The sequence below is a fragment of the Marinobacter sp. F3R11 genome, assembly GCF_003318275.1.
GTDB lineage: Bacteria > Pseudomonadota > Gammaproteobacteria > Pseudomonadales > Oleiphilaceae > Marinobacter.
Genome location: NZ_QOCH01000010.1, coordinates 161,895 through 185,884, shown reverse-complemented (window position 1 = coordinate 185,884; position 23,990 = coordinate 161,895). Strand labels below are relative to the sequence as shown.

The window sequence follows — 23,990 nt, the reverse complement described above, 5'->3', positions numbered from 1 at the left end:
TTATAACCTCCGCTCAACTTGCATTATCCGGCCATTTCTACTGGCACCTATTCTTCTGCGGAGATCAAAATGGCAGCCGAGCCTATTGTTCTGTTTGATAATGGACACCATAAGTGTCTGATGTTCGATTCTCTGGTTACCGGCGAAGGTGTCCAGTCCAACCAGTTTCTCGTCGTTGACGGCAAACATGAAGCCTTGATTGATCCGGGCGGCGATCTTACCTATACACCGCTTGCAGTGGCTGCATCCAAATTCATGAATCTCAGGGATATGGACTATGTATTTGCTTCGCACCAGGACCCGGACATCATCGGTGCTATTGACCGCTGGATAGTGCACACCAGCGCGAAAATTGTGACATCCAGACTCTGGGCCAGATTCCTGCCACACCTCGTATCCAGCTACGTAACCAACCAACTCACCGGCAGCGTCTACGACCGCATTGTCAGCATCCCTGATGCCGGAGCCAACGTAAACTTCGGCGACACTTATATCCAGTGCCTTCCGGCCCATTTCATGCACTCGGTAGGAAATCTGCAGTTCTACGATCCGGTTTCGAAAATCCTGTTCTCAGGCGACCTTGGCGCATCCATGGGTGCTAAAGATGATCACATGCCGGTAACAGACTTTGACCAGCATATTCCTCACATGATGGGGTTTCATCGGCGCTATATTGCATCAAACAAAGTGTGCCGTCTGTGGGCCAATATGATCCGGGAAATGGATGTTGAAATGATTGTGCCTCAGCACGGAAAGCGCTTCGAAGGCCGCTCGATGGTGGACCAGTTTCTTAACTGGGTCAGCAATACAGAGTGCGGTATTGACCTGGTAACTCAGGACAATTACCGGCCTCCCACAGACCGCATCTGAAGGCCAGCGGGACAGGCAAACCAAATAGGCCTGTCCCAAACTGCCATTCTTGCGTAAAATCCTGCCCTTTCTCCAGCAAGCATGAGGCAGCGCAAAAATGGGCAGAGCCTACCAGAACCGCAAAGAATCCATGGCCAAAACGGCCGCAGCCAAAACCAAGGTGTACAGCAAGTACGGGCGCGAAATATACATGAGCGCCAAGTCCGGCGGAACGGACACCGATGGCAACCTGGCACTACGAGGCCTGATTGAACGCGCAAAAAAAGATCAGGTACCCTCTCACGTTATCGAAAAAGCCATAGAGAAAGCCCGGGGCGGAGCCACCGAGGACTACTCACCTGCCCGCTACGAAGGTTACGGCCCCGGCAACTGCATGGTGATCGTCGACTGCCTGACGGATAACCCCAACCGCACTTTCGGCGATGTTCGCCTGGCCTTCACCAAGACCAAGTGCAAAATCGGCACGCCGGGCACCGTTGCACACATGTTTGACCACAGTGCAATTTTTGTGTTCAAAGGTGAAGACGAAGACGCCGTACTTGAAGCCCTGATGGAAGCCGATGTCGATGTGACTGATATCGAAAACGAAGACGGCCGGATCACTGTATTTACACCAAATACAGAATACGCCAAAGCTCGTCAGGCATTGACAGACGCCTTTGCCGATATTGATTTCGAAGTAGACGAAATCCAGTTCCTTCCAAAAACCACAACTCCTGTGGAAGGCGATGACATCCCCATGTTCGAGAAGTTTTGCGACATGCTGAATGAACTGGACGACGTACAGAACATCTTTCACAACGCGGAATTGCCAGAGCAGTGAGCCAGCCTAATCCCAGAGTAGTGATCCTTAAAACCGGCAGCACTTATCCGGGCATTAAAGAGCAGTTCGGTGATTTCGACGAATGGTTTGTGCGTGGGCTGTCCAAGGCGCTGGATCTTACCGTGGTTAATACCGAAGCCGGAGAGCTGCCTGCAGATCCTGCCGACTGGGATGGCATTGTCATAACCGGCTCCCCCGCCATGGTCAGCGACCGAGAGCCCTGGAGCGAAAAGGCCGCAAAATGGCTGGTGCAGGCGGTGGATAAAACCGTCCCCCTGCTCGGCGTATGTTACGGACACCAGCTTCTGGCACACGCTCTGGGTGGCGATGTAGGCTATCACCCTCGCGGCAGGGAAAGTGGAACCAGGCAAGTCGAGCTGCTGGCCAGTGCCCAGGATGATCCGCTGTTCCGTGGTATGCCTGGCACTTTCAGAGCACAGCTCACCCATAAGCAATCCGTTTTGCGATTGCCTCCGGACGCCTTGTTGCTTGGCCGCAACGAATTTGAGCCGCATCAGGCATTCAGGGTTGGGAAGTGCGCATGGGGTGTGCAGTTCCATCCTGAATTTTCTGAAGGGATTATGAAAGCTTATCTGGGCGTGCAGGCACCAGAGCTTGAGCTCGAAGGAGCCGACCCTCAAGCCATGATCAGCTCGGTTACCGATTCTCCAGAGGCATCCGGATTGCTGAAGCGTTTCTCTGCTTTCGTCACTGAAAACAAATCGGGCTAAAACAGCACCAGGCGATTTATGACTTTGAAGGTATTGCTCGCAATTATTGGTCTGATGCTGGTCGGCGTCGGCTTTTATCACAGCCACAAAGCCCTGCCTGCCGGCATCAGCCACAGCGGCGATGTACTACCCCTGAGAGACGCAACACTGCTGGTAGATTCGACCTATCACTACAAAGATGGTTCAGAAAGTCGTGATCATGAAATTTTCGACGAAATACTGCGCCTTATCGGCCAGGCCAGATCCTTTGTTCTTGTCGACATGTTCCTGTTCAACAGCAGTCAGCCTGAAGGCGTGGAACACAGGCACCTGTCACAACAGCTTACCGAAGCTCTGATCAGGCGAAAGACCGAACAACCCGGGCTGGAAATAGTGGTCATCTCCGATCCACTGAATACTTTTTATGGCGGCTCGGTTTCGCCCTGGTTCCAGGCCCTCCGCGAGGCTGGCATCCCGGTAACAGAAACCAACCTGCGGGCACTGAGAGACAGTAATCCAGCATGGTCTGCAATCTGGAGACTCTGCTGTCAGTGGTTCGGTAATAACGCTGAAGCTGGCTGGCTGCCAAACGCACTGGGAACAGAGCCTGTCACCATCCGGAGCTACCTTGCTCTGCCAAACTTCAAGGCAAACCATCGGAAAGTTCTGGTGACAGACGAAGGGCAGAATTTACGCGCCCTCGTAACCTCCGCCAACCCTCATGATGGCAGCAGCCGGCACAGCAACATAGCCATCAGTTTTACCGGTCCTGCAGTAACCGACATCCTGAAAACCGAACTAGCAGTTCTGAACATGTCAGGCCAGTCCAGTCCCGAGCTGAACAGACTGATCAGCACCGCTGGGACAGGCAAGGCAGCAGGTTCGCCAGCGGTCGGCAAGGTTGCGGTAAAAACAGAGTCAGCCATTCTTGATTCCGCCCTTCAGATGATTTCCGAAGCCCAGAGCGGGAGCCGCCTGGACCTTGCATTTTTCTACCTCTCTCACAGGAAGATTGTTGCCGCCCTGCTTGATGCCCATGAACGCGGCGCAAGCCTGCGCGTACTTCTCGACGCTAACAATGAAGCATTCGGCCACCAGAAAAGTGGCATTCCCAACCGTCAGGTTGCCCTCGAACTGCATGAAGCAGGTATTCCTGTCCGCTGGTGCAACACGGTTGGAGAACAATGCCACAGCAAGTTACTGATCCTGCGTCAGCCGGATAACCAGACCGAGCTACTGCTCGGCTCAGCCAACTTTACCCGGCGCAATCTTGACGATCTGAACCTGGAAACCGATGTCTGGGTTTCTATCCCCACAAACTCCGCCGTTGCCACAAAAGCCACTGACTTTTTCGAACGACAGTGGCAATCAGGACCGGACAGCGATCCAGTCATGAGCCTCCCCTATGATTACTGGGCCGACGATTCAACACTGCGTTACTGGCGCTATCGTGTGATGGAAGCAACCGGGCTTTCAACATTCTGAAGCTCCCTGTTCTGACGGCAGACACCGCCTTTTTGCCCAACCATTCCCTGCACCTTCTTCCAGCTCCTTTCGGTTTGGCTTTTTCCCTGAGCGGCATCTAAGCTCCCCTATGCCAATTTCAATAAAAACAAGGAGCGAACCAATGCTTGATAGAGCTGCCCGGCCCATGGTCAAACTGGTGGATAAGTATCTGCCGGATCCCTATATTTTTGTACTGATTCTCACTCTCTTCGCCTTCATCGCTGCCATGGCGTTTGAAGGTCACGGCCCCATGGCCGTAATCGAAATGTGGGGGAATGGCTTCTGGAGCCTCCTGACCTTCTCCATGCAGATGCTGCTTGTTCTTGTTACCGGGTTTATGTTGGCCAGCACGCCGTTCGTACGGGGAATACTGAACCGGGTTGCAGCGCTTGCAAGCACACCGGGCCAGGCCATAGTGCTGGTAACCTTTGTAGCGCTTATCGCAAGCTGGATTAACTGGGGATTTGGCCTGGTTGTCGGCGCTCTCTTCGCCAAGGCACTGGCCCGGCAAATCAAGGTTCATTACCCATTGCTGATAGCCAGCGCCTACTCTGGCTTTATCGTATGGCACGGCGGTCTTGCCGGCTCAATCCCGCTGGTTATAGCAACTGAAGGGCACTTTACCGCCGACGTAATCGGCGTTATTGGTACTGGCGAAACCATCTTTGCTTTTTTCAACCTTGCGATCATCGTGGCGTTATTTATTGTTGTTCCTTTGGTTAATCGCCTGATGCTGCCCTCAGAAGAAGACAGCATTCACGTAGACCCTGCCATACTTGATGACGAGCCTGACACAAGCATTTCTATCAACCGCCCTGCGGATCATCTCGAAAATAGCAGGACGCTGGCCTGGCTTGTTGGTTTCAGCGGTATTGCGTTTATTTTTCAGTATTTTATGAATGGTGGCGGACTGAACCTTAATATCGTGAACTTCATGTTCCTGTTCCTTGCAATCATTCTGCATCAGACGCCCAAAAGACTTCTCGGCAGCCTGAATGAAGCGGTCAAAGGAGGTTCAGGTATTGTTATTCAGTTCCCATTCTATGCCGGGATCATGGGGGTGATGACAGCCTCAGGCCTTGCAGCCAGTATTTCATCCGGTTTTGTATCCATTGCAACAGCACAAAGCCTGCCTTTCTGGAGTTTTATCAGCGCAGGCCTGGTGAATATTTTTGTCCCTTCCGGTGGTGGCCAGTGGGCCGTGCAGGCTCCGGTCATGTTACCGGCAGCTCAGGAACTTGGCGCCAGCATCCCACGAGTTGCCATGGCCGTTGCCTGGGGCGATGCCTGGACTAACCTGCTGCAACCCTTCTGGGCGCTGCCGGTACTCGCTATTGCCGGGCTCAAAGCGAAAGACATTATGGGGTATTGCCTTATGCTGCTGATAATCACAGGAGTGATCATCAGCGTGGGCCTTACCTGGCTATAACGTCGGTACATATAGACCGGGGGCATATCGCCCCCGGACTCATAATGGCTTACGGAATATCACCACATCCTTTCGTGGCACTGACATAGTCCAGCCCAGGCGTTTGCCCACAAGAGCCAGTGTCGCCTCACGATAAAACACTACGTGGGTTGGATCCCTCCGATAGTGCCAGTTATCAAACCGGTCATCACAAGTCTGAAAACACGTCATAACGCCGAGCCAGGCCCCGGGCTTTAATAAGCCATCCAGTTGACTGAAGACTTTTTCAGGGCGATGCAGGTGCTCAACTACCTCTGTGCAGGTAATGAAGTCGTATTGGCAACTCAGCGCGGTATCGGACGGATAGAAAAAAGGATCGTAAAGCGCCACATCCATCTCTGCTTCTCGCAGCATCTCTGCCAGTGCCGGGCCGGGGCCACAGCCAAAATCCAGCCCTGAATCACCGGGCTCAATGAGGTCAAGCAAAGGCAAAGCAAGCTTGTTGAGAAAAGCCCGGTATCCCGGGTCACCCGGTTCGTTATGATGAAGACCATAAATCGCTCGCTCCTCATCCGGTGCCAGCCAGCTTGTCTGCGCCATGATCGTAGCTTCGCAGTTCGGGCAACGCAGATATTCACGACCGTCTATCACCCGAAAGCTGGCCAGCGGGCGATTTCCACAAACAGAGCAGGAAGATCCTACACAGACGTTGCTCTCTGAAGCTTTTTCCATTACCACAGTCCGTTCCAGCAAGTGTTCCCCTTCATAGTAAACCTCAGCCTGACGAATGCTGCCAGACGCAAAAGAATGGCAGACACGGCACCAAAGCACCAACCGGCAGGCTGCGGGAGCACCAACCGCCTGTTATGATGCCCCCACCAGATACTCAATCGGATAATCGATGACCAGCAATCACTCTACCCGCCTCAACAAATACATCAGCGAAAGCGGCATGTGTTCCCGCCGGGAGGCCGATCGTTACATTGAACAGGGCAATGTCTATATCAATGGTAAACGAGCCACTGTAGGCGACCAGGTATTGCCCACCGACACAGTCAGGGTAAACGGCCAGATTATTGAGCCCCGCGCGGAAGAAGATCTGGTATTCATCGCACTGAACAAGCCTGTTGGTATCGTCAGCACGACAGACGATGCGGAAAAGTACAACATTCAGCGTTTTGTTGGCCACAGTGAACGCATTTTCCCTATCGGGCGACTCGACAAAGATTCGCAAGGGCTGATTTTCATGACCAGCAACGGCGACCTGGTCAATAAGATTCTGCGCGCTGGCAACAACCATGAAAAAGAATACGTTGTGACCGTCGACAAACCCATCACCAAATCGTTTATTCAGGGAATGGCAGGAGGAGTCCCTATCCTCGGTACCATGACCAAAAAGTGCAAGGTGGTACAGGAGAGCCGTTTTGTATTTCGCATAACACTGGTGCAGGGGCTGAACCGCCAGATTCGCAGAATGAGTGAATATTTCGGATATGAAGTAACCCGGCTTGAACGCGTCCGTATTATGAACGTCAACCTCAAAGGCCTGGCCACAGGTCAGTGGCGGGATCTTACGGAGAAAGAACTGGCAGACCTGTTTGACGCAATTCGTGATTCATCTTCCGAGGGCAACCCGGAAGAAGCTTCAGCAGCAAGAAAGAAAGCTTCCAGTAAGTCCAAACGCCCGCCAAAACCTCAAAGTACAGGATACAAGACAGGCGCAAAAGCCGGATCAAGGCCCCCTGGAGCCCGGCCCACCGCGGGCAAAAAAACAAAGCCGGCAAAGCGCCCGAAAGCCGGAAAGCCAAGGCAGCGCAGCATCAAACGCTAGGCGACACTGAATGGGCGGGTTTAAAAATTTAACCAGACCAGCACCAGTACAGCCACAATCAACAAAAACCAGCGTGCATACGAATCCGGCTTGTCATCTTCGCTGCCCCCGACCACTCCAGCACACTCATTTGCCTCATACTCAGCTATCAGTTGCCGCGCCTGATACAGATCCTCGTCCTCGACGTGAACATTACTGAAACCGGTTGTGCCAATTTCCCCCATTGCTCCCTGCAGGTAATGACCACCCACGTATGTTTCAATATTGTGAGCATTCAGCAGCCCCGCAACGATATGCGCCTCAGTAATATCTCCAGCCTTGTAAGCAATCTGCAACGCCCGTCTCCTTTAGTGACATGGGGAGGCATAAATCACAAAAATCTGCGATCCTTTATATCCAAGCATAGTGTGCCCACGGTACCAGGGCCAACTCTCAGCATACGGACAACTCATGTTCTGGATTATCGCTACCCTTGTTTTACTCATCGTTGCCTTGACTGTGTTTCTGTTTCGCACGGAGGATTTGTCTTATCTGGATAAGGAAACCTATTCCGTGAGAGAGACAAGCCCGGGCCCGGAAAACCAGAAGGTTCTGGAACGTATTCGCGACATGGGCAAAGCAGGTAAAGGTCTACGCGGCAAAGCACGACTGAACTCTATGCGAGAGCACATGGAGAGCCTGAGCGATGGACTGGAGTTCGAATCAGAGTTCAGGCACTGCACCAGCCCGAACGGGGAATGGGTCATAGCTCCGGGCGCAGACACCCGGCGGCGGGTTCTCTATATTCACGGGGGAGCCTGGGCGGCTGGCAGTCCGCGAAGCCACAGGGCCATCACTGATCGTCTATCTCACGTCGCCAATGCCGCCGTCTTTGCCGTAGATTATCGCCTTATGCCAGAACACAGGTTTATGGACGGTGTGCGCGATTGTCGAATTGCTTACACCTGGGTGACAGAGAATGGCCCTGACGGCATGAGTGAGGCCACATTTGTTATGGTAGCGGGAGATTCCGCCGGTGGCAGCCATACTCTTGGGCTTCTGGCCTGGATCCGGGACAGCGGTCTGCGCCAAGCAGACTGCGCTGTTGCTATGTCACCGTCTACAGACCTGACGCTGACCGCACCCAGTAATCGCAATAACATCGCAACAGATGCAATGCTGGGACCGATATTCGGAGGCTTGTCGAAAATACCACTACCGGTTATCTGGTGGGCAACGCTTGCTGCCTTCCGTATTTCCCCGACCAGTCCTGTTGCATCACCACTTCGGGGAAACCTTGCCAACCTGCCTCCAACTCTGATTCAGGCCAGTGACTCGGAAATGCTACTGGACAATGCCAGGCGATATGCCACCAAGGCAAAAAATCAAGGCTCACGAGTGGACCTGCACACCTGGTCTGGCATGGTTCACGTCTGGCAGATCTTCACTCCGGTATTACCGGCTGCTGAAGAGGCATTCGCTGATATTGAAGCATTTATTCGCGAGATTGAGTCCTGCAAAAGCAGACCGGAGGAAGTTCAGACCTGAACCTTGCCACGCAAGGCTTTGGTCTTGCCTTTCTGCGTTTTACTATCAACCCGCTTACGCCGGGCAGATTTTGACGGGCGAGTAGCACGACGTACTTTCTGCACTTTGACGGCCTCCTGTATCAACTCCTTCAGGCGCTCGAGCGCATCCTCCTTATTCAATTCCAGAGTACGGAATGACTGGGCCTTGATCACAATAACGCCGTCCTTGCTTATGCGCTGATCCTGAAGCGCCATAAGTCGTTCCTTGTAGAAGGGGGGCAAGGCCGAGTTCAGTATGTCAAAACGCAGATGTACGGCCGAAGCCACCTTATTGACATTCTGGCCACCCGCGCCCTGGGCCCGGATCTGGGTAATTTCCAGCTCCCAGTCAGCAATTTCAACAGCATTGGATATTTTCAGCATGGCGCAAGGATAACAAATCTGACAAACCGTAACCTGACATCAAGGTAAATCAGTAATACAGTTGAATGAAAGAACACAGGCTCAGGATTTTGCATGGTTCAGTCTCTCAGGTATGCCTTCATTCCAGTTTGCTTATCCCTTGTGATGAGTGGTTGCGCGAGCAATCAGAACTTACAGTCCGGCATCTCTTCCTACCAGTACTCACCCGCCGAATCGGCACCAGGTTCAGTGAAGGCTGAAAAGCTCTGGCAGGTTTTCGAGCGCTATGAAGGCACACCCTATCAGTATGGTGGAACCACAGTACGCGGCTTTGACTGCTCAGGATTTATCACTACAGCCTTTCGTGAGAGCCTGGGACAGCAACTGCCGCGCACAACGTCGCAAATGCTTCGTTATGGTGATGTGGTTCACCCGGGAGAGGTCAAGCCCGGCGATATCGTGTTCTTCAGAATCGCCGGCAAAGATCAGCATGCAGGAATCTACATGGGAGACGACAGGTTTATCCATGCATCCACATCATCCGGTGTGATCATGTCAGAATTGAACGGTTACTACTGGAAGGACAGGTTCTCTGGCGCAAGGCGGTTTGATTAACGTTTTATACTAACACTAGATGCCACCATTGAATGCCAGATGAAGCGCTATGACAGCCATCATCGTTCCAATGGTGCCGTCGATAAACCGCCAGGCCAAAGGCCGTGAAAGCACCGGTGCCAGTGCAGAGCCACCCCAGGCCAGCAAACCAAACCACAAAACAGACGCAGTGCCAGCACCTGCTACAAAAGTTGTTGCGCTTTCCTGCTGCGCGCCCACCGCCGGAACCAATAGCAGGGTATCGAGATACACGTGAGGATTCAGCAAGGTGACCGCCAATGTCGTAAACACCACACCTTTCAAACTCCGACGTGACACTTCACCGGCTGCAAGAGCAGCCCTGCCCCGGACGGCTCGTATAAACGCCTGAACTGCCAGCCACCCAAGAAAAACCACACCCAGCCAACGCAATATTTCCAGTGCCTGCGGCATGGCCATCAGTGCTGCACTCACACCGAACATGCCCAACGTAAAAAGAGACACATCGGCCACCATGCACAAACCGGCTGCCCACCAGTGATGTTCACGGCGAATAGCCTGGCTCAGCACATAAGCGTTCTGCGCGCCAATAGCAACGATAATACCGCCAGAGACAATCAATCCTGTCAGGTAACTTTCAAGCACAGCATTCCGCTCCTTTTCATGATGCGGCAAGGATAGCGGCTTACAGCTATACTTAAAATTCATATCCATAATGATGCATCAGTTTTACTTATGATTGATTACAAATTACTGGAAGCCCTGGCAACGGTTATCGAGACAGGTGGTTTCGAACGCGCCGGCGCCGTACTGGGGCTGAGTCAATCCGCTGTTTCTCAGCGCATCCGCACCCTGGAGATTCGCGCCGGGCAACCCGTTCTTTTACGCAGCCCGGTTCCCAGGGCAACGCCGGCCGGCCAGCAGTTGCTGAATCACGTTCAACGGGTCCAGCTTCTCGAACGGGATCTGGCGAAATCGCTCCCGACTCTTTCCGAACCAGCCGCACGACTGCGCATTGCCATCAATGCCGACAGCCTTGCAACCTGGTGGGCCGAAGCGGTTGGCAGGTTCTGTAATGACGAATCACTCTTGTTGGATATGGTGGTTGAAGACCAGGACATAGCACTCCGGCGCATGCGCGAAGGTGACGTCGCCGCCTGCCTCTGCAGCAATCCGCAGCCTGTGGCAGGGGCCCGCTGCGTTCTGCTTGGCGCTATGACCTATCTGCCTCTGGCGACGCCTTCATACAAAGCCAGATATTTCAGCCAGGGTTTTAACGAACAAAGCCTGCAGTCAGCACCGGTGATTGTGTTTGGCCCGAACGATCAGTTGCAACACCGCTTTCTTGCCAGGAACGGCTACCACGGTGTCTTCCCTTACCATTTATGCCCTTCCTCCGAGGGCTTTGTGAAGCTCGCGCTTGCCGGCATGGGTTATGGCATGATTCCGGAAGTTCAGGCCAGGCGGGAAATCGAGGCAGGGCAACTTGTCAGCATAGCGCCCGGCCAATCACTGAAAGTAGAACTTTACTGGCACTTCTGGCGCAATAGCGGAACGACTATGGAGCGGCTCACAGCAGCATTGAAAGCAGCACACCCTTAGCTTTCGGGGCGCACAGTGATGCCGAACCACTGAGGAAACCGGAGCAGGAAAAACAGAGCGATCATGTCGTAGACACTATGCCAGACCATTACGAGAATAATACTGCTGGATAGGGTATAAGCTGCCCCAAGCACCAACCCAAGGACTGTAGCTACGATAAAGTAAGTAAAGGATACGTAGTGCACCAGACCGAAAAGTACTGATGCAGACACTATAGCGGTAGCATCTCCAGTATGCTCAGCAAGCCAACCTTGCAAAGCCCCCCGGAACAGGAGTTCTTCACCAACACCGGCAAAAACCGAGAGCAGAAAAAGCACAAACCATGAATAACCCGATGCAAACCTGTAGAGGCCGCGCATCTGGCTATCGAGGTTATCCGGGAACAAACCTGGAATACGGGTGAGCAACAATAATGCGCCATAAGTGCAGAATGCGCCAAGGAAGCCATAGAACACACTCGGCCAGATTCCGGCTTCAGCCACCTGTACGGAAATGTTCCCTGCCAGAATCACCAGCAACCCAGCCACCCCGATTCCACCCTGAAAAGCCAGGGCGATAATCGGGGACAGGCCGGACCTGCTTCGTTTGTTCTGCGCCATTTACTGTTCGAAAAGACCTTTCACAGGGAACAGGCTGTCATACCTGGGTGCCTGCTTCTGCGCTTTTGCCTGGAAAGTTTTCATCATGTCCGCAGGACGGAACATGCCAGCCTGCCAGGTAGCCATGTATTTCAGACTGTCGGCAACGCTGTGGTCACGGCTGTAATTCAGCATTTCTTTACAACCGGTGACGGCCAGCGGTGAATTGGCAGCAATCTGAGCAGCAATTTCCATAACACCTGCGATCAGAGCATCCTGATTTGCATAGACAGCATTCACAAAACCAAGGCTTTTCGCCTCCTCTGCAGAGAATTTGCGCCCCGTGTAAGCCAACTCGCGCACAACCCCTTCAGGCATCAGCTTGGGCAAACGCTGGAGAGTGCCCACATCCGCTGTCATACCGAGTTCCGTTTCCTTGATTGTGAAGTACGCATCGTCAGTGCAGTAACGACTATCAGCCGCACATACCAGGTCCAGAGCCCCGCCGATACAGCCTCCCTGAATGGCCGCCAGTACCGGCAGTCGAATATTCTCCAGCGATGTAAGCGTATCCTGAAGCTGTAACACCACACGCCGAAGGTTCTCCGCCATACGGCCAGGATCACCGCTCATGGGCACAGCTTTGGGATCACTGAAAACACCGAGATCCATGCCGGCCGAGAAGTGCTTGCCCGTGGACGACACGACAATAACCCGCGCTTCTGTGTTCGATTCAATTTCCTGCATGCACTTGGGCAACTCAAGCCAAAAGGCCTTGGTCATGGAGTTCAGTGCTTCCGGACGGCTGAACTGTACATGGGCAATGTTGTTTTCCACACTGACGGAAAAACTTTCGTAAGTTGATAGGTCAGACAAAACAAGGCTCCTCAATTTATTCATACGAATTCCGAAATACGGAGACAAACATACCTCATGTAGCTGAAGATGTCGGGTTTATGCCTATAAGAAAATGCTTTGCTTTTAGGCTGGCAGCGGGTACAGTGAATTCCGTTGGAAAGATTTAGCAAAGCACTTCATCAATAAGACGCATTTTTGTACCCGCAAGTAGTGCATCGTCCTGTTTTTGATCACGCCAGTTTTTTGTTTCCGCATATCGCTGACCAGCCATCAACATGATGAACTGGCGGCACATTAAATGATTGAACTCAGGATTATATTATGTCTACTGTTACCGGTACTGTTAAGTTTTTCAATGAAGCAAAAGGTTTTGGCTTTATCACTCGCGAAGGCGGCCCCGACGTATTCGTTCACTACAGCGCTATTCAAGGTGGCGGTTTCAAGACTCTGGCTGAAGGCCAGCAAGTCGATTTCACCGTGACCCAAGGTCAGAAAGGCCCTCAGGCCGAGAACGTTGTTGCTGTTTAATTAACAGACGACGTTTAAAAAAAGGCAGCTCCGGCTGCCTTTTTTATTACATCAGATTTACGCCCGCTCCACTCGATCCCTGCCCCCGGCTTTACCGCAATACAGCGCCTGATCTGCACGGCTGACGACAGACGCCATGTCATCACCTTCACGAAGTTCGCTGACACCCGCACTTACAGTGACATTCAACACTCTGCCAGTGACGCTTTCCCAGTTGTGATTCCGAAGTGCATCCCCTACTCTTTCTGCGCTTACCATAGCACTATCAATTCCTGTCCCCGGAAGAATAATCAAAAACTCCTCACCACCCCAGCGGGCAACAATGTCCTGGGTTCGCAGCTGAGCCGGAATCAAATTCCCGATTTCAGCAAGGACTCTGTCACCAGTCTCATGGCCATAACGGTCATTGATTGATTTGAAATGATCCACATCAACCAGCATAAATGACACTGGATGCCCGGTTCGACGGAAACGCGCGATTTCATTTTCCGCGAGATAACTCCCATGGCGACGATTGAACAGCCCTGTCAGCGAATCGACAGTAGCCAATCTTCGAAGCTTGCGTTGCGCCGAAACAACCATATTCATGTAGAAGAATGACAGGTAACTGAACATCGCAAACACAACGCTCAGATTGAACAAATGAACTCCCAGCAGAGCCGAGGACGAAATTGGCTGAATGGGCTCGATGAACCACATGAGGATATCAAGGGTTACGTAATATCCCCAGAGTGCCACAACCGACAACAGAATAACGTCGCGACGTACCGAACTGACACACAGGGCCGGGATGAACAACAGCAGATAATAGTGAAAACCGCTGTCCCACCCAATCACCAGGGTCCCGAGCGCAGAGTGAATAATGGCCTCAAGCCAGATCAGAGTAATGGCCAAACGGTTATGTCTGCGTTTAAGCGCATAATAAGCGCCCACATACATCGTAACGCTGCCAATGTTTATCCACGCCAGAATCGGCGATCCAAGAATATGGAACAGGAAAAAAAAGGAAATATCGACGGCCACCGCGAGCTGACATACCCGGAGAGTAACCTGCCAGAATTGCGCCCCGCTCTCACGCCGTGATACGGGCGTTACAGCCCTTTTATTGTTATTCATTTACGGCAAAGCCCCCTACAGCAGCACGGTTTGAGCGGCCTCACATACTGTATCGAAAATCCAGGACGAAAGCCCAACACGCTCGGTTGGCACACAAATACCCGTACAATGAGTACTATTACCTGTGACTTTAGCACAAAAGGCCCGTCCGGATTGCTTTTCGGAGAACCCTGGATTTTCTCCGGCAGCAACTCTCACTGCTCACCACAACACCCGTTGACTAATCTATAAACAGACAATAAGATCTATTTTAAATGAATCTTATCGAAAGAAAACAGGTCGGCTTATTATGATGAATCTATTTAAAGAAGTGAGCAGTGCGAAAAGTGCCGAAAAGACAGAAACAGCAAAACCTGAAGACGAGACTATGGAGCAAAATGGCAAGGCCCCTGATAGCGTTGGGAAAGGCACGATAAAGGAAGATAAACATGGAGACCCGGGCACCTGTTGCGGCGGGTGCTCATGACCGGAGGCCCCGGACACACTGCCAGTGGCACTTTCAGCACATCCAGCTAAAGCACCGGAAGCGCACTGGCGGCCCAGGCTGAAACGATCAATGATCCATCTTGTGCCCGGAGTGGTCCATTTCCGGCATTTCCATATCCGCATCCAGAGACTGGACGCTTAACTCTACGTCAATAGCTTCCGCGCCTTCAAACTCCAAAGTCACAGGAATCAACTCACCCTCTTTCAGCGGCGAAACAAGCTCTTCCAGCATTAAATGGTAACTATGGGGCTTAAGCTCAACAGCTCCACCCGCCGGCACTGCCAGGCCATTTTTAACTGGCTGCATACGCATGACCCCATCTTTCATAAGCGTTTCATGAATCGAAACATGATCTGCTCTGGGCGTACTTGCGCTAACCAGTATCACATCCTTGTTGCCATGATTTCTGATAACCAGATAACCCACTCCCATAGGCGTGCCAGGTGGCGTTGGCCGGCTCCATGGGTGATCGATTTCAATATCCCCGTGGGAGTATTCATGGGCCATCGCAGTATTTGCAAAAGCCAATGCGATCAATGCGCTACTGGCGAACAGCAGTGTGGTTAGTTTTTTCATGGTGTCTCGCGTCGCTACGGTTGAACCGAAAATGATTGATATCACGCTTTATGCGTCGTAACGCCCACAGTGTTGCTTTCAGGCCAGCCCTGCGCAAGAAAAGGCATGCGACCAATAGTCGCATGGGGCCAGCCTGAGCTCTGCATTCGGGATATCAGATTTTTTTCACGAACTCGGACTTAAGCTTCATGGCACCAATGCCGTCAATCTTGCAATCAATATCGTGGTCGCCATCAACCAGACGAATACTCTTCACCTTAGTACCCACCTTAACCACAGAACTGGAACCTTTTACTTTCAGATCCTTGATTACAGAAACACTATCTCCGTCCTGAAGTTCATTACCGTTGGCATCGCGCACCACTTTACCCGCCTCTTCTGCGGCAGCTTCTGCTTCTGTCCATTCGTGGGCGCACTCCGGACAAACAAGCTGAATACCATCCTCATAGGTATATTCAGAACCGCACTTGGGGCAAGGTGGAAGTTGGGACATTGGCGTTTCCTCATAGTTGAATTTACGGGGATTATACCACCAACATTCCAGCAATGGCCGCCAAGTGGAAGGCAAGGGCCAACAACAGGTAAACTGCGCCACGAAACCAAACTGCCTGAGGAAACCGCCATGCCAATCTGGGTCGACGCCGACGCCTGCCCCGTTCCCATTCGGGAGATTCTCTGCCGGGCAGCCACGCGCTGGCAGATCCAGACCACATTTATTGCCAACCATGTCATAAAACTGCCACCCAGCCCCTATATCAAGGCCAGACAAGTTATGCAGGGTTTCGACGTAGCAGACAACGAGATCATGGACCAACTGAACCCCGGCGACCTTGTCATCACTCAGGATATTCCTCTGGCGGCAGAAGCCATTGAGAAAGGAGCTGACGTATTTAATCCAAGGGGACAGGCTTTCACCCGGGAAAATATCCGCCAGCGACTTGCCATGAGAAATTTCATGGAAGAAATGCGTAACGCCGGGCAGGTTACCGGCGGTCTGGCTCCGTTCAGCCAGACCGACAGAAAAGAATTTGCTGACAAACTGGACCGCTGGTTACAGCGCAATCGTTAACCCGACTACAACCAAAGCAATAAAGAGACCGGCGCCCGCCGCGATCTTCAGACCCTCAATCATTTCCTGTTCTGCCGTCATGATGGCGTCTTCCCTGGTCTATGATGTAAACAGTTCTGATGAAGAACTCCCAGCCTGCATACCTCTTAAGTCAGGCTTATAGGATATACTAATAGAATTGATTATCATTTGCAATAACTGGAGGAAGACAACCGTGTTCCCGTTCCGCGCTCTGCTTTTAATACTTTGCATGCTGCCACTACCGGGACTATCCCTCGCCGCAGAAACACAAACATTCAGCTCCGGAACAGGTCAGTTCAAATTGCAAACCGTTGCGGACAACCTTGAGCACCCATGGAGTCTTGCCTTTCTGCCTGATGGTTCGATACTCGTTACGGAGCGAGCCGGCAGGCTACGCGTCATTCAGAACGGAAACTTGTTACCCCAGGCTGTACCCGGCCTTCCCTCACTCGCTGTATCAGGCCAGGGAGGGCTATTCGACGTTGTTCTGCATCCGGACTTTGAAGAAAACCGCACCCTGTTCCTTAGCTACGCACATAGTTCCAGTGAAGGCATGACAACCCGGGTTGCCCGCGCCTCATTTGAGAACGGGCAGCTAAAAAATGTAAACACCATATTTGAAGCGCTCCCGCGTTCACGCACATCAAGGCACTTCGGCGGAAGAATGGCATTCGACACCTCCGGCTACCTTTATATTTCCGTAGGCGATCGCGGTGATATGGACAGAGCTCAGGACACAAAAGACGATGCCGGAGGAGTTCATCGTATTACGGTTGATGGCAAGCCGGCACCGGGTAATCCGGGCCTGGATGACCCAAACATCAATAACACCCTGTTTACCTGGGGAAACCGCAACATTCAGGGCATGGTTCTTCACCCCACCACCGGTGATATATGGACCCATGAACACGGCCCTCGGGGCGGAGATGAAATAAACATTCTGGAAGCCGGCACTAACTATGGCTGGCCTGTAATAACCTATGGCATTGACTACTCCGGACTCCCGATCTCTCTGAAGACTGAAATGAAAGGGATGGCGCAACCCCTTCATTACTGGGATCCGTCCATAGCGCCTTCGGGAATGGCATTTTACACGGGCTCCGACTTCTCTGAATGGCAAGACAACTTGTTTGTAGGTGCGCTGAAACTGCGAAAACTGGTTCGTATGGCAATAACAAACGGACAGGTAACCGAGGAAGAGGATTTACTTACCGGCCTGGGAGAACGCATACGTGATGTGAGAGTTGGTCCCGGCGGAAACTTGTGGCTACTGACAGACTCCCCCAGAGGGAGAGTCTATCAGGTTGTGCCAGTTCAGTGAGGGTCGCCCGTACGTTCAGTTTTTTCGTACTGGGGTACTGAGTCAGTGATTTCATACCAGTCTGACTTCGAACCTGTGTAAATGTGCTGTGCAGGCCCCCTGCCCAACGGTTCGTTGATAACGCCGATCCGCAACCGGAGAATACCCGGAATCGCGTCCACGCGACTGTATAGCTGGCTCCCGCAGCGACTACAGAAGGCCCGGTATTTGCCCGGGCGCGATTCGTATTCAGACACCTGATCTTGCCCCGACAGAAACCGGAAGCGTACTTTCTGCACAGGGGAACTGGCAGAAAATGCACTGCCATGGGCACGGCGGCACTGGCTGCAATGGCACAGCGAGATTGGCCCCAAAGGTCCTTCATATTCAAATGTTACGTCACCACACAGACACTGGCCGGTATACATAGACTTCCTGCTTATCATTTCATGTTCCGAGTGCTCAAAAATACACTCAACCGGGCTTCAGGATACCCATCAGGGTGCCCGTAAAACCAGAGCACTATAACGCATGGCTTATAATTCCCGTCTCCACCGCCTTACACTCCCTCACAAAACCCCAATACAAACAAGCAGTCTACTGGCATTTTTTAACGTCATGTAGAGGTTTTCTGCATAGTACAAACCCCAAAGATGAGCTATTGTTAATCAAGCAGGTTTTCTTCGCACACCTTATATCAAGCAACCATCATGGTGATTCCGGGCATGCCGTATTCTAACAGCGCAGGAAAAGTCACTTTTCGACAAAGGCGCCCAGCGCTGGCTTTCGCAGCAGCTCTTGCATTGTCCCCTGCCCTGGCCAACCTGCCACCCGCAATGGCGGCCGATGAGCATGGCTCGGGCTACACCGACAGCCACCTCTGGTCCAGCCAGATGCGCGACTACGCCCTGAAATCGCTTAAAAGTGAAGAAGCGCTTAGCATGGCTGCAGTACCGCTGAACGGGCCGGGGATTGATCAGAGCATCAATGCCGACGTACCCATGAGCCCGGGCTCGATAATGAAGGTGCTCACCACCTACGCAGCTCTCGAAATTCTTGGCCCCACCCACCACTGGGACACAGATTTTCTGACCGATGGTGAAATGGTAGGCGACACACTCAAAGGCAATCTCTACGTGCGCTTTGGTGGTGACCCCAAACTTACGTTTGAAAGACTCTGGACAACGCTGCGGGAACTCCGTGACATGGGGATTACCCGAATTGATGGTAACCTCGTACTTGATGGAAGTTATTTTGAAATAGACGGTGGTTTCCCGGAATTTAAAGATAACGGGAACAATCCATATGCACCGTTTCTGGTTGAGCCATCAGCCTACCTCACCAACCTCAACCTCATACATTTCCAGGTTCGGGCAGATGAACGCGGGACCCAGGCCTGGAGTACCCCGGCGCTGAATGAAATTGTTATTGATAACCGGGTAACGGCAGTGGCCGAAGGATCCTGTCCGTCACGCCGCAGTTTTGAGTGGGAACCGGTATTTCAGGAAGGAGGAAGAGTAACCGTCCGTGTAACCGGCGAGTTACCACAAGGCTGTCGCACTACGGCCTACCTCTCTTTGCTGCCCCACGAGCAATACACTGGTTCAGTGATTCGTTCCCTGCTTGGAGAAATGGGGGTCATCGTTTCCGGTGGAAATCTGAAGGGCTTGACTCCGGAAGATGCCCGGCTGGTGATGAAAACCACATCACCAGACCTGGTGACCATGGTGCGGGATATTAATAAGTGGAGCAGTAACGTAATGGCGCGGCAGTTGTTGCTGACCATCGGCGCTCAAAACCGCCTGGACAATGAGAACGACGACCGGGTTGCCGGCATCCGCGTTATTTATGAATGGCTGGAGCAAAAGGGAATCGATACCACCGGAATGGTCATCGACAACGGCGCGGGCCTGACCCGCCACGGCAGAATCACTGCCCGGCAAGGCACAAAGATTTTGCAACACGCGTGGAATAGCCCCTATGCGTCTGACCTTATGGCCTCCATGCCGATTATCGCCATGGACGGAACCATGGCCCGCCGGCTGCGCAATTCAGGTATGGATGGAGAGGGTCGGATCAAGACCGGCTATCTGGAAAACGTGCGCTCTATTGCTGGTTTTACAAGAGATGAGAACAACACAACCTGGGCAGTAGTAGGCATGGTGAACAATGATCCTGCCTGGAATGGCCAGGCTGTTCTGGACCGGATTCTTTACTCGCTGCATTTCCGGCCGCCTACGGGCACCGCGCTGTCTCAAGCGGACTCTGGCTCTTCCGGCAGAGCCATCCAATAGTAACGGAGTCGTATGTCGTTCAGTTTGTGGGGGTTGGTTTATCTTCCTTGTCCAGCCGCCCCACGGTCATTTCAGTGAGCTTGACGGCGATGGGAGCAATGAAGGTAATCAATGGAAAAGCGACCGCCCACGCAACAAGGAACGCGGCCATCCAGCGAGAAAAGAATTCACTGTCAAACCCCGTACTGACCAGCGTAATTACTCCTGACATCAGCAGCGACATCATCCCGGACATGTAAAATCCGAACACAAACTGGCGCACGCGTGCAGGTTTAATTCGGCTCATGTGCTCTCTTCCTCCGGTTGCAGGTCTTCGAATAGCCACAGCTGAAAACCCCAGGGCGATCGCAGACTGTCAAAGTACAAGCTCGCTATGATAATGAGCTTGCAAACTTTATTCGATAGGTTTTTTACCGGGGCCGGTTCGATATGAACACAAAAGAACTGAGCGGTGACTTCAAAGCCCTAACCTTTCACCAGAGCTCCGAAGTCACCTCAGACAATTAAATCGTGAGATAGCCACCATCTGCATTAATGCACGCACCGGTGGTGTAACTGGAAGCCTCAGAAGCCAGATACAGTACTGTACCAGCCATTTCACTCGGATCGGCAACGCGCTTCATGGGAATGTGCGCCATAGCCTGCTTCTTGATCGATTCGTTGGTGGTGAGGGCGCTGGCAAACTTGGTGTCCGTCAGGCCTGGCAGCAACGCATTTACACGAACATTCTGCTGGCCCAGTTCCATGGCAAAGGATTTAGTCATGGAAATCACGGCAGCTTTGGTGACGGAGTAAATACCCTGGAAGTGCCCCGGGTTTACACCATTAACCGATGCCACATTGATGATTGAACCTCCGCCATTTTTCTTCATCAACTGCGCTCCACGGGCACACATGAAGAAATACCCACGAATATTCACATCGACAGTTTTCTGGAATGCACCGGGATCAGTGTCCTCAATCGGGCCAAAATACGGATTGGCTGCTGCATTGTTAACAAGAATATCCAGCCTGCCATGCTCTTTTTCAATATGAGCCCAGATAGCTTCGATCTGCTCCATTTCGCCAATATGGCAGGCATAGGCCTCGGCGCTACCCCCGGCATCACGGATGCTGCTGGCCACAGCTTCACAAGCATCAATCTTGCGACTGGTTACAATTACATGAGCACCATAGTCCGCCAGCGTCCGGGCAATGCTCTCGCCAATGCCCCGGCTGGCACCGGTAATCAGGGCAATCCTGCCCGTCAGATCAAACAGGTTTTTCTTGCTCATTCGTTTACCTCAATTCGTTATCGAAACGTCACCAGAGCGGGATCTTCCGCTTCCAGATGGCTGTAATTATTAAAAACAGAAAGGCTGCGACGGCCAGCGGAGTATAAAACCCGCGTAACGCTGGTGTTGGCAATGACTTCATTCAGCCCCAACGTGCGCTCATCTTCCAGACCAAGAAGTTGCTGACACACAACCGCGACAGGGCCACCGGAAGTCGACACCAGTACATCACCACCATCTGCGTACTCGATCATTTCATCAAATGCAGCAAGCACCCGGGTTTTAAAGCCTGTCCATGTCTCGTCATATTCTGAGTCATAGTCCCCTGAAGCCCATCGACGCACTGCATTGACGAAAGCCTGCTGGAACGCTGCCGCTGGTTTAGGAACCGCCGCCAGATCTCTTGCCATAACCTGGCGGTCACTCCACTCGGGCCGGTAACGGTTAACGACAGAAATGTGGTCGAACTCATTGAAGCCGGGAGTTACCTGCATATCCGGTAACTTTGTACCGTAGCCGGTCGTAATAGCTTCAACGGTTTCACGGTGCCGCTGCAGGTTGCCACCAAAAACAGCCGCCAGCCTTACCTTATCGGCCATCCAGCGACCAAGAACCTTACCCTGCTCCCACCCCCGCGGAGATAGCTGGTCATAGTTTTCTTTTCCAAAGCTCGCCTGGCCGTGCCGCACAAGGTAAACAGTAGCCATTACAGGGAACTCGCGGCAATCAGGCGCTGACAGCGCTTTTCAAGATAGTTGGCTGCATGGCCGAAGGCAGCAAAACGCTTGTCACTGGTCTGACCGTGATAGAAGCGGTAATAGATCTGCTGGACAATGACTGCCAGACGGAACAACCCGTATATCTCATAAAAATCGAAATTATCTGCCCGAAAACCGGACTTATCCATGTAGTAGGCCACCACTTCCTTGCGTGTCAGCATGCCGGGGCGGTGAGTAGGCTGGCGGCGCAGCATCTGGAACGGACCTTCGTCACCGGCTTCGATCCAGTATGCAAGCGTGTTGCCCAGATCCATCAGAGGGTCGCCGATTGTAGCCATTTCCCAGTCCAGCACCCCGATTACCTCAAAAGGGTTGTCCGGATTCAGCACAACATTGTCAAAGCGAAAATCGTTATGGATAACAACCTGTGCAATGTCCCCCGGCATCTTGTTGCTCAGCCAGGACATAACAGTCTCGAAATCGCCAACATCGTCTGTATGGGCCTTACGAAAACGATCGCTCCAACCGCCAATCTGACGCTGAACATAACCCGCTCCTTTGCCCAGATGATCCAGCCCCGCCGATTTGGCATCGACACGATGTAACTCCACGAGTTTATCGATCACATTCAGGCAAAGTTTGCGTGTATCGGCCTCATTCAGATCCAGATCTTTGGGGAAATCCTGACGCAGGATGATGCCCTTCAGTCGTTCCATCACATAAAAATCGCATCCCAATACATTGTGATCATCACAAATAGCAATAATATCGGGCACATATGGATATACCGGCTTCAACGCCTGCATCACCTTTGCTTCGCGCAGCATGTCGTGCGCAGACTTTGCAATTTTGCCAAAAGGTGGTCGACGCAAAACAAACGAACGGTCTCCGTAGTCCACCTGATACGTCAGGTTGGACGCGCCACCAGGATACTGGCGGATCTCCGGCTCACCAGTAAGGGCCGGGATAGCGCCTTTCATAAACCGGTCGACCGCCGAAAGATCCAGTTCCTCACCTGCGCGGATGTCTTCCGCCTGATCAATCTGGGTCATTCATGGCTCTCCTTTTATTCCAGCGTTCCGGTCAGGCCTTAGCCTTACCGCCCATTTTCTTCATCCAGCGCTTGCTCTCTTCAAACATAAGTTTGTCAAAAGCCCAGGGAGCGTAACGCTTGAGTATCCACAAGCGGCGCTCTTTCACATGGGGCAGCACCCAGAAATTCCTGTTCTTGACCGAACGCACAATGTCTTCTGCAACATGATCTGCAGAGATATTGGAGCGTTTCATCAATTTACCCACGTTCTGCTGAATACCCGGTATATCCGAACGCATGCTGCTGGCAAGGTTAGTCTGAAAAAATGCCGGGCACACGCAGCTAACGTGAATACCGTCGCCCCGTAATTCCTGGCTCAAGGTTTCCGACAAAGCAATGACACCCGCCTTGGACACGTTGTAGCTATCCATAAGCGGCGCCAGCATCAGGCCTGCCATGGAGGCAATATTCACAAACGCGCCCGAACCCTGCTTCTTGAACAGAGGTGTAAACGCTTTACAGCCTCTGACAACACCCAGGACATTGATATCAATAATCCATTCCCAGTCTGCCATGGTGGTATCTTCTATCGAGCCGGCAGATGCAACACCGGCATTATTCACCACCACATCCACTCCACCCCACTTCCGGGTGAGATCCGCACAAACCTTTTCCAGATCCGTCAGCCGTCGGACATCGCACTCAACAAAATACCCTTCGCCACCGGCACTGTTGATTTCCTGCTCAACGCCAACACCCTGCTCCGGATTGATGTCACCAATGCAAACCCTGGCGCCTTCTCTGGCATAACGCAGTGCAATAGCCCGACCAAGGCCGCTTGCGCCGCCTGTTACGAATACTCGTTGTGTCATAGTGATTTCCG

At 52.4% G+C, this 23,990-nt stretch carries 29 protein-coding genes; 14 read left to right on the top strand and 15 right to left on the bottom strand.

The window, feature by feature from the left end; genetic code table 11:
• The first annotated feature begins 69 nt into the window (after positions 1-69).
• From DS878_RS04865 to DS878_RS04845, 5 genes are all read left to right on the top strand, one after another.
• Positions 70-870, top strand: coding sequence for an MBL fold metallo-hydrolase (locus DS878_RS04865; RefSeq protein WP_113814851.1), 801 nt, complete (start codon positions 70-72; stop codon positions 868-870).
• Between the two features lie 97 nt (positions 871-967).
• Positions 968-1,693: a YebC/PmpR family DNA-binding transcriptional regulator gene (locus DS878_RS04860; protein WP_113814850.1), complete on the top strand. Its 726-nt coding sequence runs from the start codon at positions 968-970 to the stop codon at positions 1,691-1,693.
• Complete coding sequence (locus tag DS878_RS04855) at positions 1,690-2,424, top strand: glutamine amidotransferase (RefSeq protein WP_113814849.1); 735 nt, start codon at positions 1,690-1,692, stop codon at positions 2,422-2,424. The genes DS878_RS04860 and DS878_RS04855 overlap by 4 nt, the downstream gene beginning before the upstream one ends.
• 18 nt (positions 2,425-2,442) lie before the next feature.
• Positions 2,443-3,888: a phospholipase D family protein gene (locus DS878_RS04850; protein ID WP_113814848.1), complete on the top strand. Its 1,446-nt coding sequence runs from the start codon at positions 2,443-2,445 to the stop codon at positions 3,886-3,888.
• Between the two features lie 142 nt (positions 3,889-4,030).
• Positions 4,031-5,338 (top strand): short-chain fatty acid transporter, encoded by a 1,308-nt coding sequence (locus tag DS878_RS04845; RefSeq protein ID WP_113814847.1) that lies wholly within the window; start codon positions 4,031-4,033, stop codon positions 5,336-5,338.
• Between the two features lie 39 nt (positions 5,339-5,377).
• On the opposite strand, the gene DS878_RS04840 is transcribed toward DS878_RS04845, so the two are convergent.
• The gene (locus tag DS878_RS04840) at positions 5,378-6,049 is read right to left on the bottom strand and encodes a class I SAM-dependent methyltransferase (protein WP_113814846.1); all 672 of its coding nucleotides are present in this window, start codon (positions 6,047-6,049) and stop codon (positions 5,378-5,380) included.
• Between the two features lie 169 nt (positions 6,050-6,218).
• Between DS878_RS04840 and rluF the strand changes: the two genes are divergently transcribed.
• Positions 6,219-7,148 (top strand): 23S rRNA pseudouridine(2604) synthase RluF, encoded by a 930-nt coding sequence (gene rluF, locus DS878_RS04835; protein ID WP_113814845.1) that lies wholly within the window; start codon positions 6,219-6,221, stop codon positions 7,146-7,148.
• Between the two features lie 20 nt (positions 7,149-7,168).
• On the opposite strand, the gene DS878_RS04830 is transcribed toward rluF, so the two are convergent.
• Positions 7,169-7,483, bottom strand: coding sequence for a DUF2007 domain-containing protein (locus tag DS878_RS04830; protein ID WP_113814844.1), 315 nt, complete (start codon positions 7,481-7,483; stop codon positions 7,169-7,171).
• 115 nt (positions 7,484-7,598) lie between these two features.
• Between DS878_RS04830 and DS878_RS04825 the strand changes: the two genes are divergently transcribed.
• Complete coding sequence (locus DS878_RS04825) at positions 7,599-8,675, top strand: alpha/beta hydrolase (RefSeq protein WP_113814843.1); 1,077 nt, start codon at positions 7,599-7,601, stop codon at positions 8,673-8,675.
• Here DS878_RS04825 and arfB read toward each other — a convergent pair.
• Complete coding sequence (gene arfB, locus DS878_RS04820) at positions 8,666-9,079, bottom strand: alternative ribosome rescue aminoacyl-tRNA hydrolase ArfB (protein WP_113814842.1); 414 nt, start codon at positions 9,077-9,079, stop codon at positions 8,666-8,668. The two genes, DS878_RS04825 and arfB, sit on opposite strands and share 10 nt — an antisense overlap.
• 228 nt (positions 9,080-9,307) lie before the next feature.
• On the opposite strand from arfB, the gene DS878_RS04815 reads away from it, so the two are divergent.
• Positions 9,308-9,673: a C40 family peptidase gene (locus DS878_RS04815; RefSeq protein ID WP_261977592.1), complete on the top strand. Its 366-nt coding sequence runs from the start codon at positions 9,308-9,310 to the stop codon at positions 9,671-9,673.
• A 15-nt stretch (positions 9,674-9,688) separates the two neighbouring features.
• Here the strand turns inward: DS878_RS04815 and DS878_RS04810 are convergent, their stop codons facing one another.
• Positions 9,689-10,297: a LysE/ArgO family amino acid transporter gene (locus tag DS878_RS04810; protein ID WP_113814840.1), complete on the bottom strand. Its 609-nt coding sequence runs from the start codon at positions 10,295-10,297 to the stop codon at positions 9,689-9,691.
• Positions 10,298-10,387: 90 nt separating this feature from the next.
• Between DS878_RS04810 and DS878_RS04805 the strand changes: the two genes are divergently transcribed.
• On the top strand, positions 10,388-11,254 hold the full coding sequence (locus tag DS878_RS04805; protein WP_113814839.1) for a LysR family transcriptional regulator ArgP: 867 nt from the start codon (positions 10,388-10,390) through the stop codon (positions 11,252-11,254).
• Here the strand turns inward: DS878_RS04805 and DS878_RS04800 are convergent.
• Together DS878_RS04800 and DS878_RS04795 are read right to left on the bottom strand one after the other, a co-directional pair.
• A complete protein-coding gene (locus DS878_RS04800; RefSeq protein ID WP_187298737.1) occupies positions 11,251-11,853 on the bottom strand; it encodes a CPBP family intramembrane glutamic endopeptidase in 603 nt (200 codons plus the stop codon). The genes DS878_RS04805 and DS878_RS04800 overlap by 4 nt on opposite strands.
• On the bottom strand, positions 11,854-12,732 hold the full coding sequence (locus tag DS878_RS04795) for a crotonase/enoyl-CoA hydratase family protein (RefSeq protein WP_261977590.1): 879 nt from the start codon (positions 12,730-12,732) through the stop codon (positions 11,854-11,856).
• Positions 12,733-13,011: 279 nt separating this feature from the next.
• On the opposite strand from DS878_RS04795, the gene DS878_RS04790 reads away from it, so the two are divergent.
• Positions 13,012-13,218, top strand: coding sequence for a cold-shock protein (locus DS878_RS04790; RefSeq protein WP_071266268.1), 207 nt, complete (start codon positions 13,012-13,014; stop codon positions 13,216-13,218).
• A gap of 57 nt (positions 13,219-13,275) precedes the next feature.
• Here the strand turns inward: DS878_RS04790 and DS878_RS04785 are convergent, their stop codons facing one another.
• On the bottom strand, positions 13,276-14,334 hold the full coding sequence (locus DS878_RS04785; protein WP_113814838.1) for a GGDEF domain-containing protein: 1,059 nt from the start codon (positions 14,332-14,334) through the stop codon (positions 13,276-13,278).
• Between the two features lie 289 nt (positions 14,335-14,623).
• On the opposite strand from DS878_RS04785, the gene DS878_RS04780 reads away from it, so the two are divergent.
• Complete coding sequence (locus DS878_RS04780) at positions 14,624-14,800, top strand: CCGSCS motif protein (protein WP_113814837.1); 177 nt, start codon at positions 14,624-14,626, stop codon at positions 14,798-14,800.
• Positions 14,801-14,887: 87 nt separating this feature from the next.
• Here the strand turns inward: DS878_RS04780 and DS878_RS04775 are convergent, their stop codons facing one another.
• On the bottom strand, positions 14,888-15,397 hold the full coding sequence (locus DS878_RS04775) for a copper chaperone PCu(A)C (RefSeq protein ID WP_113814877.1): 510 nt from the start codon (positions 15,395-15,397) through the stop codon (positions 14,888-14,890).
• 154 nt (positions 15,398-15,551) lie between these two features.
• Entirely contained in the window at positions 15,552-15,890 is a 339-nt protein-coding gene (locus DS878_RS04770; protein WP_113814836.1) for a zinc ribbon domain-containing protein YjdM, read from the bottom strand.
• A gap of 129 nt (positions 15,891-16,019) precedes the next feature.
• Here DS878_RS04770 and DS878_RS04765 point away from each other — a divergent pair, with 129 nt between their 5' ends.
• Complete coding sequence (locus DS878_RS04765) at positions 16,020-16,466, top strand: YaiI/YqxD family protein (protein ID WP_113814835.1); 447 nt, start codon at positions 16,020-16,022, stop codon at positions 16,464-16,466.
• Between the two features lie 250 nt (positions 16,467-16,716).
• Positions 16,717-17,808 (top strand): PQQ-dependent sugar dehydrogenase, encoded by a 1,092-nt coding sequence (locus tag DS878_RS04760; RefSeq protein ID WP_113814876.1) that lies wholly within the window; start codon positions 16,717-16,719, stop codon positions 17,806-17,808.
• Here the strand turns inward: DS878_RS04760 and DS878_RS04755 are convergent.
• Entirely contained in the window at positions 17,802-18,215 is a 414-nt protein-coding gene (locus DS878_RS04755; RefSeq protein ID WP_113814834.1) for a GFA family protein, read from the bottom strand. The two genes, DS878_RS04760 and DS878_RS04755, sit on opposite strands and share 7 nt — an antisense overlap.
• A 297-nt stretch (positions 18,216-18,512) precedes the next feature.
• Here DS878_RS04755 and dacB point away from each other — a divergent pair, with 297 nt between their 5' ends.
• A complete protein-coding gene (gene dacB / locus DS878_RS04750) occupies positions 18,513-20,081 on the top strand; it encodes a D-alanyl-D-alanine carboxypeptidase/D-alanyl-D-alanine-endopeptidase (RefSeq protein WP_113814875.1) in 1,569 nt (522 codons plus the stop codon).
• A gap of 19 nt (positions 20,082-20,100) precedes the next feature.
• On the opposite strand, the gene DS878_RS04745 is transcribed toward dacB, so the two are convergent.
• The 5 genes from DS878_RS04745 to DS878_RS04725 all read right to left on the bottom strand — a co-directional run bounded on the left by DS878_RS04745 (position 20,101) and on the right by DS878_RS04725 (position 23,979).
• A complete protein-coding gene (locus DS878_RS04745; protein ID WP_113814833.1) occupies positions 20,101-20,367 on the bottom strand; it encodes a DUF2798 domain-containing protein in 267 nt (88 codons plus the stop codon).
• A 217-nt stretch (positions 20,368-20,584) separates the two neighbouring features.
• The gene (locus DS878_RS04740; RefSeq protein WP_113814832.1) at positions 20,585-21,355 is read right to left on the bottom strand and encodes an SDR family oxidoreductase; all 771 of its coding nucleotides are present in this window, start codon (positions 21,353-21,355) and stop codon (positions 20,585-20,587) included.
• Positions 21,356-21,372: 17 nt separating this feature from the next.
• On the bottom strand, positions 21,373-22,062 hold the full coding sequence (locus DS878_RS04735) for a histidine phosphatase family protein (RefSeq protein ID WP_113814831.1): 690 nt from the start codon (positions 22,060-22,062) through the stop codon (positions 21,373-21,375).
• A complete protein-coding gene (locus DS878_RS04730; RefSeq protein ID WP_113814830.1) occupies positions 22,062-23,126 on the bottom strand; it encodes a phosphotransferase family protein in 1,065 nt (354 codons plus the stop codon). Before DS878_RS04730 ends, DS878_RS04735 begins: the two co-directional genes overlap by 1 nt.
• Positions 23,127-23,157: 31 nt before the next feature.
• Complete coding sequence (locus DS878_RS04725) at positions 23,158-23,979, bottom strand: SDR family oxidoreductase (RefSeq protein WP_113814829.1); 822 nt, start codon at positions 23,977-23,979, stop codon at positions 23,158-23,160.
• Positions 23,980-23,990 lie beyond the last annotated feature (11 nt).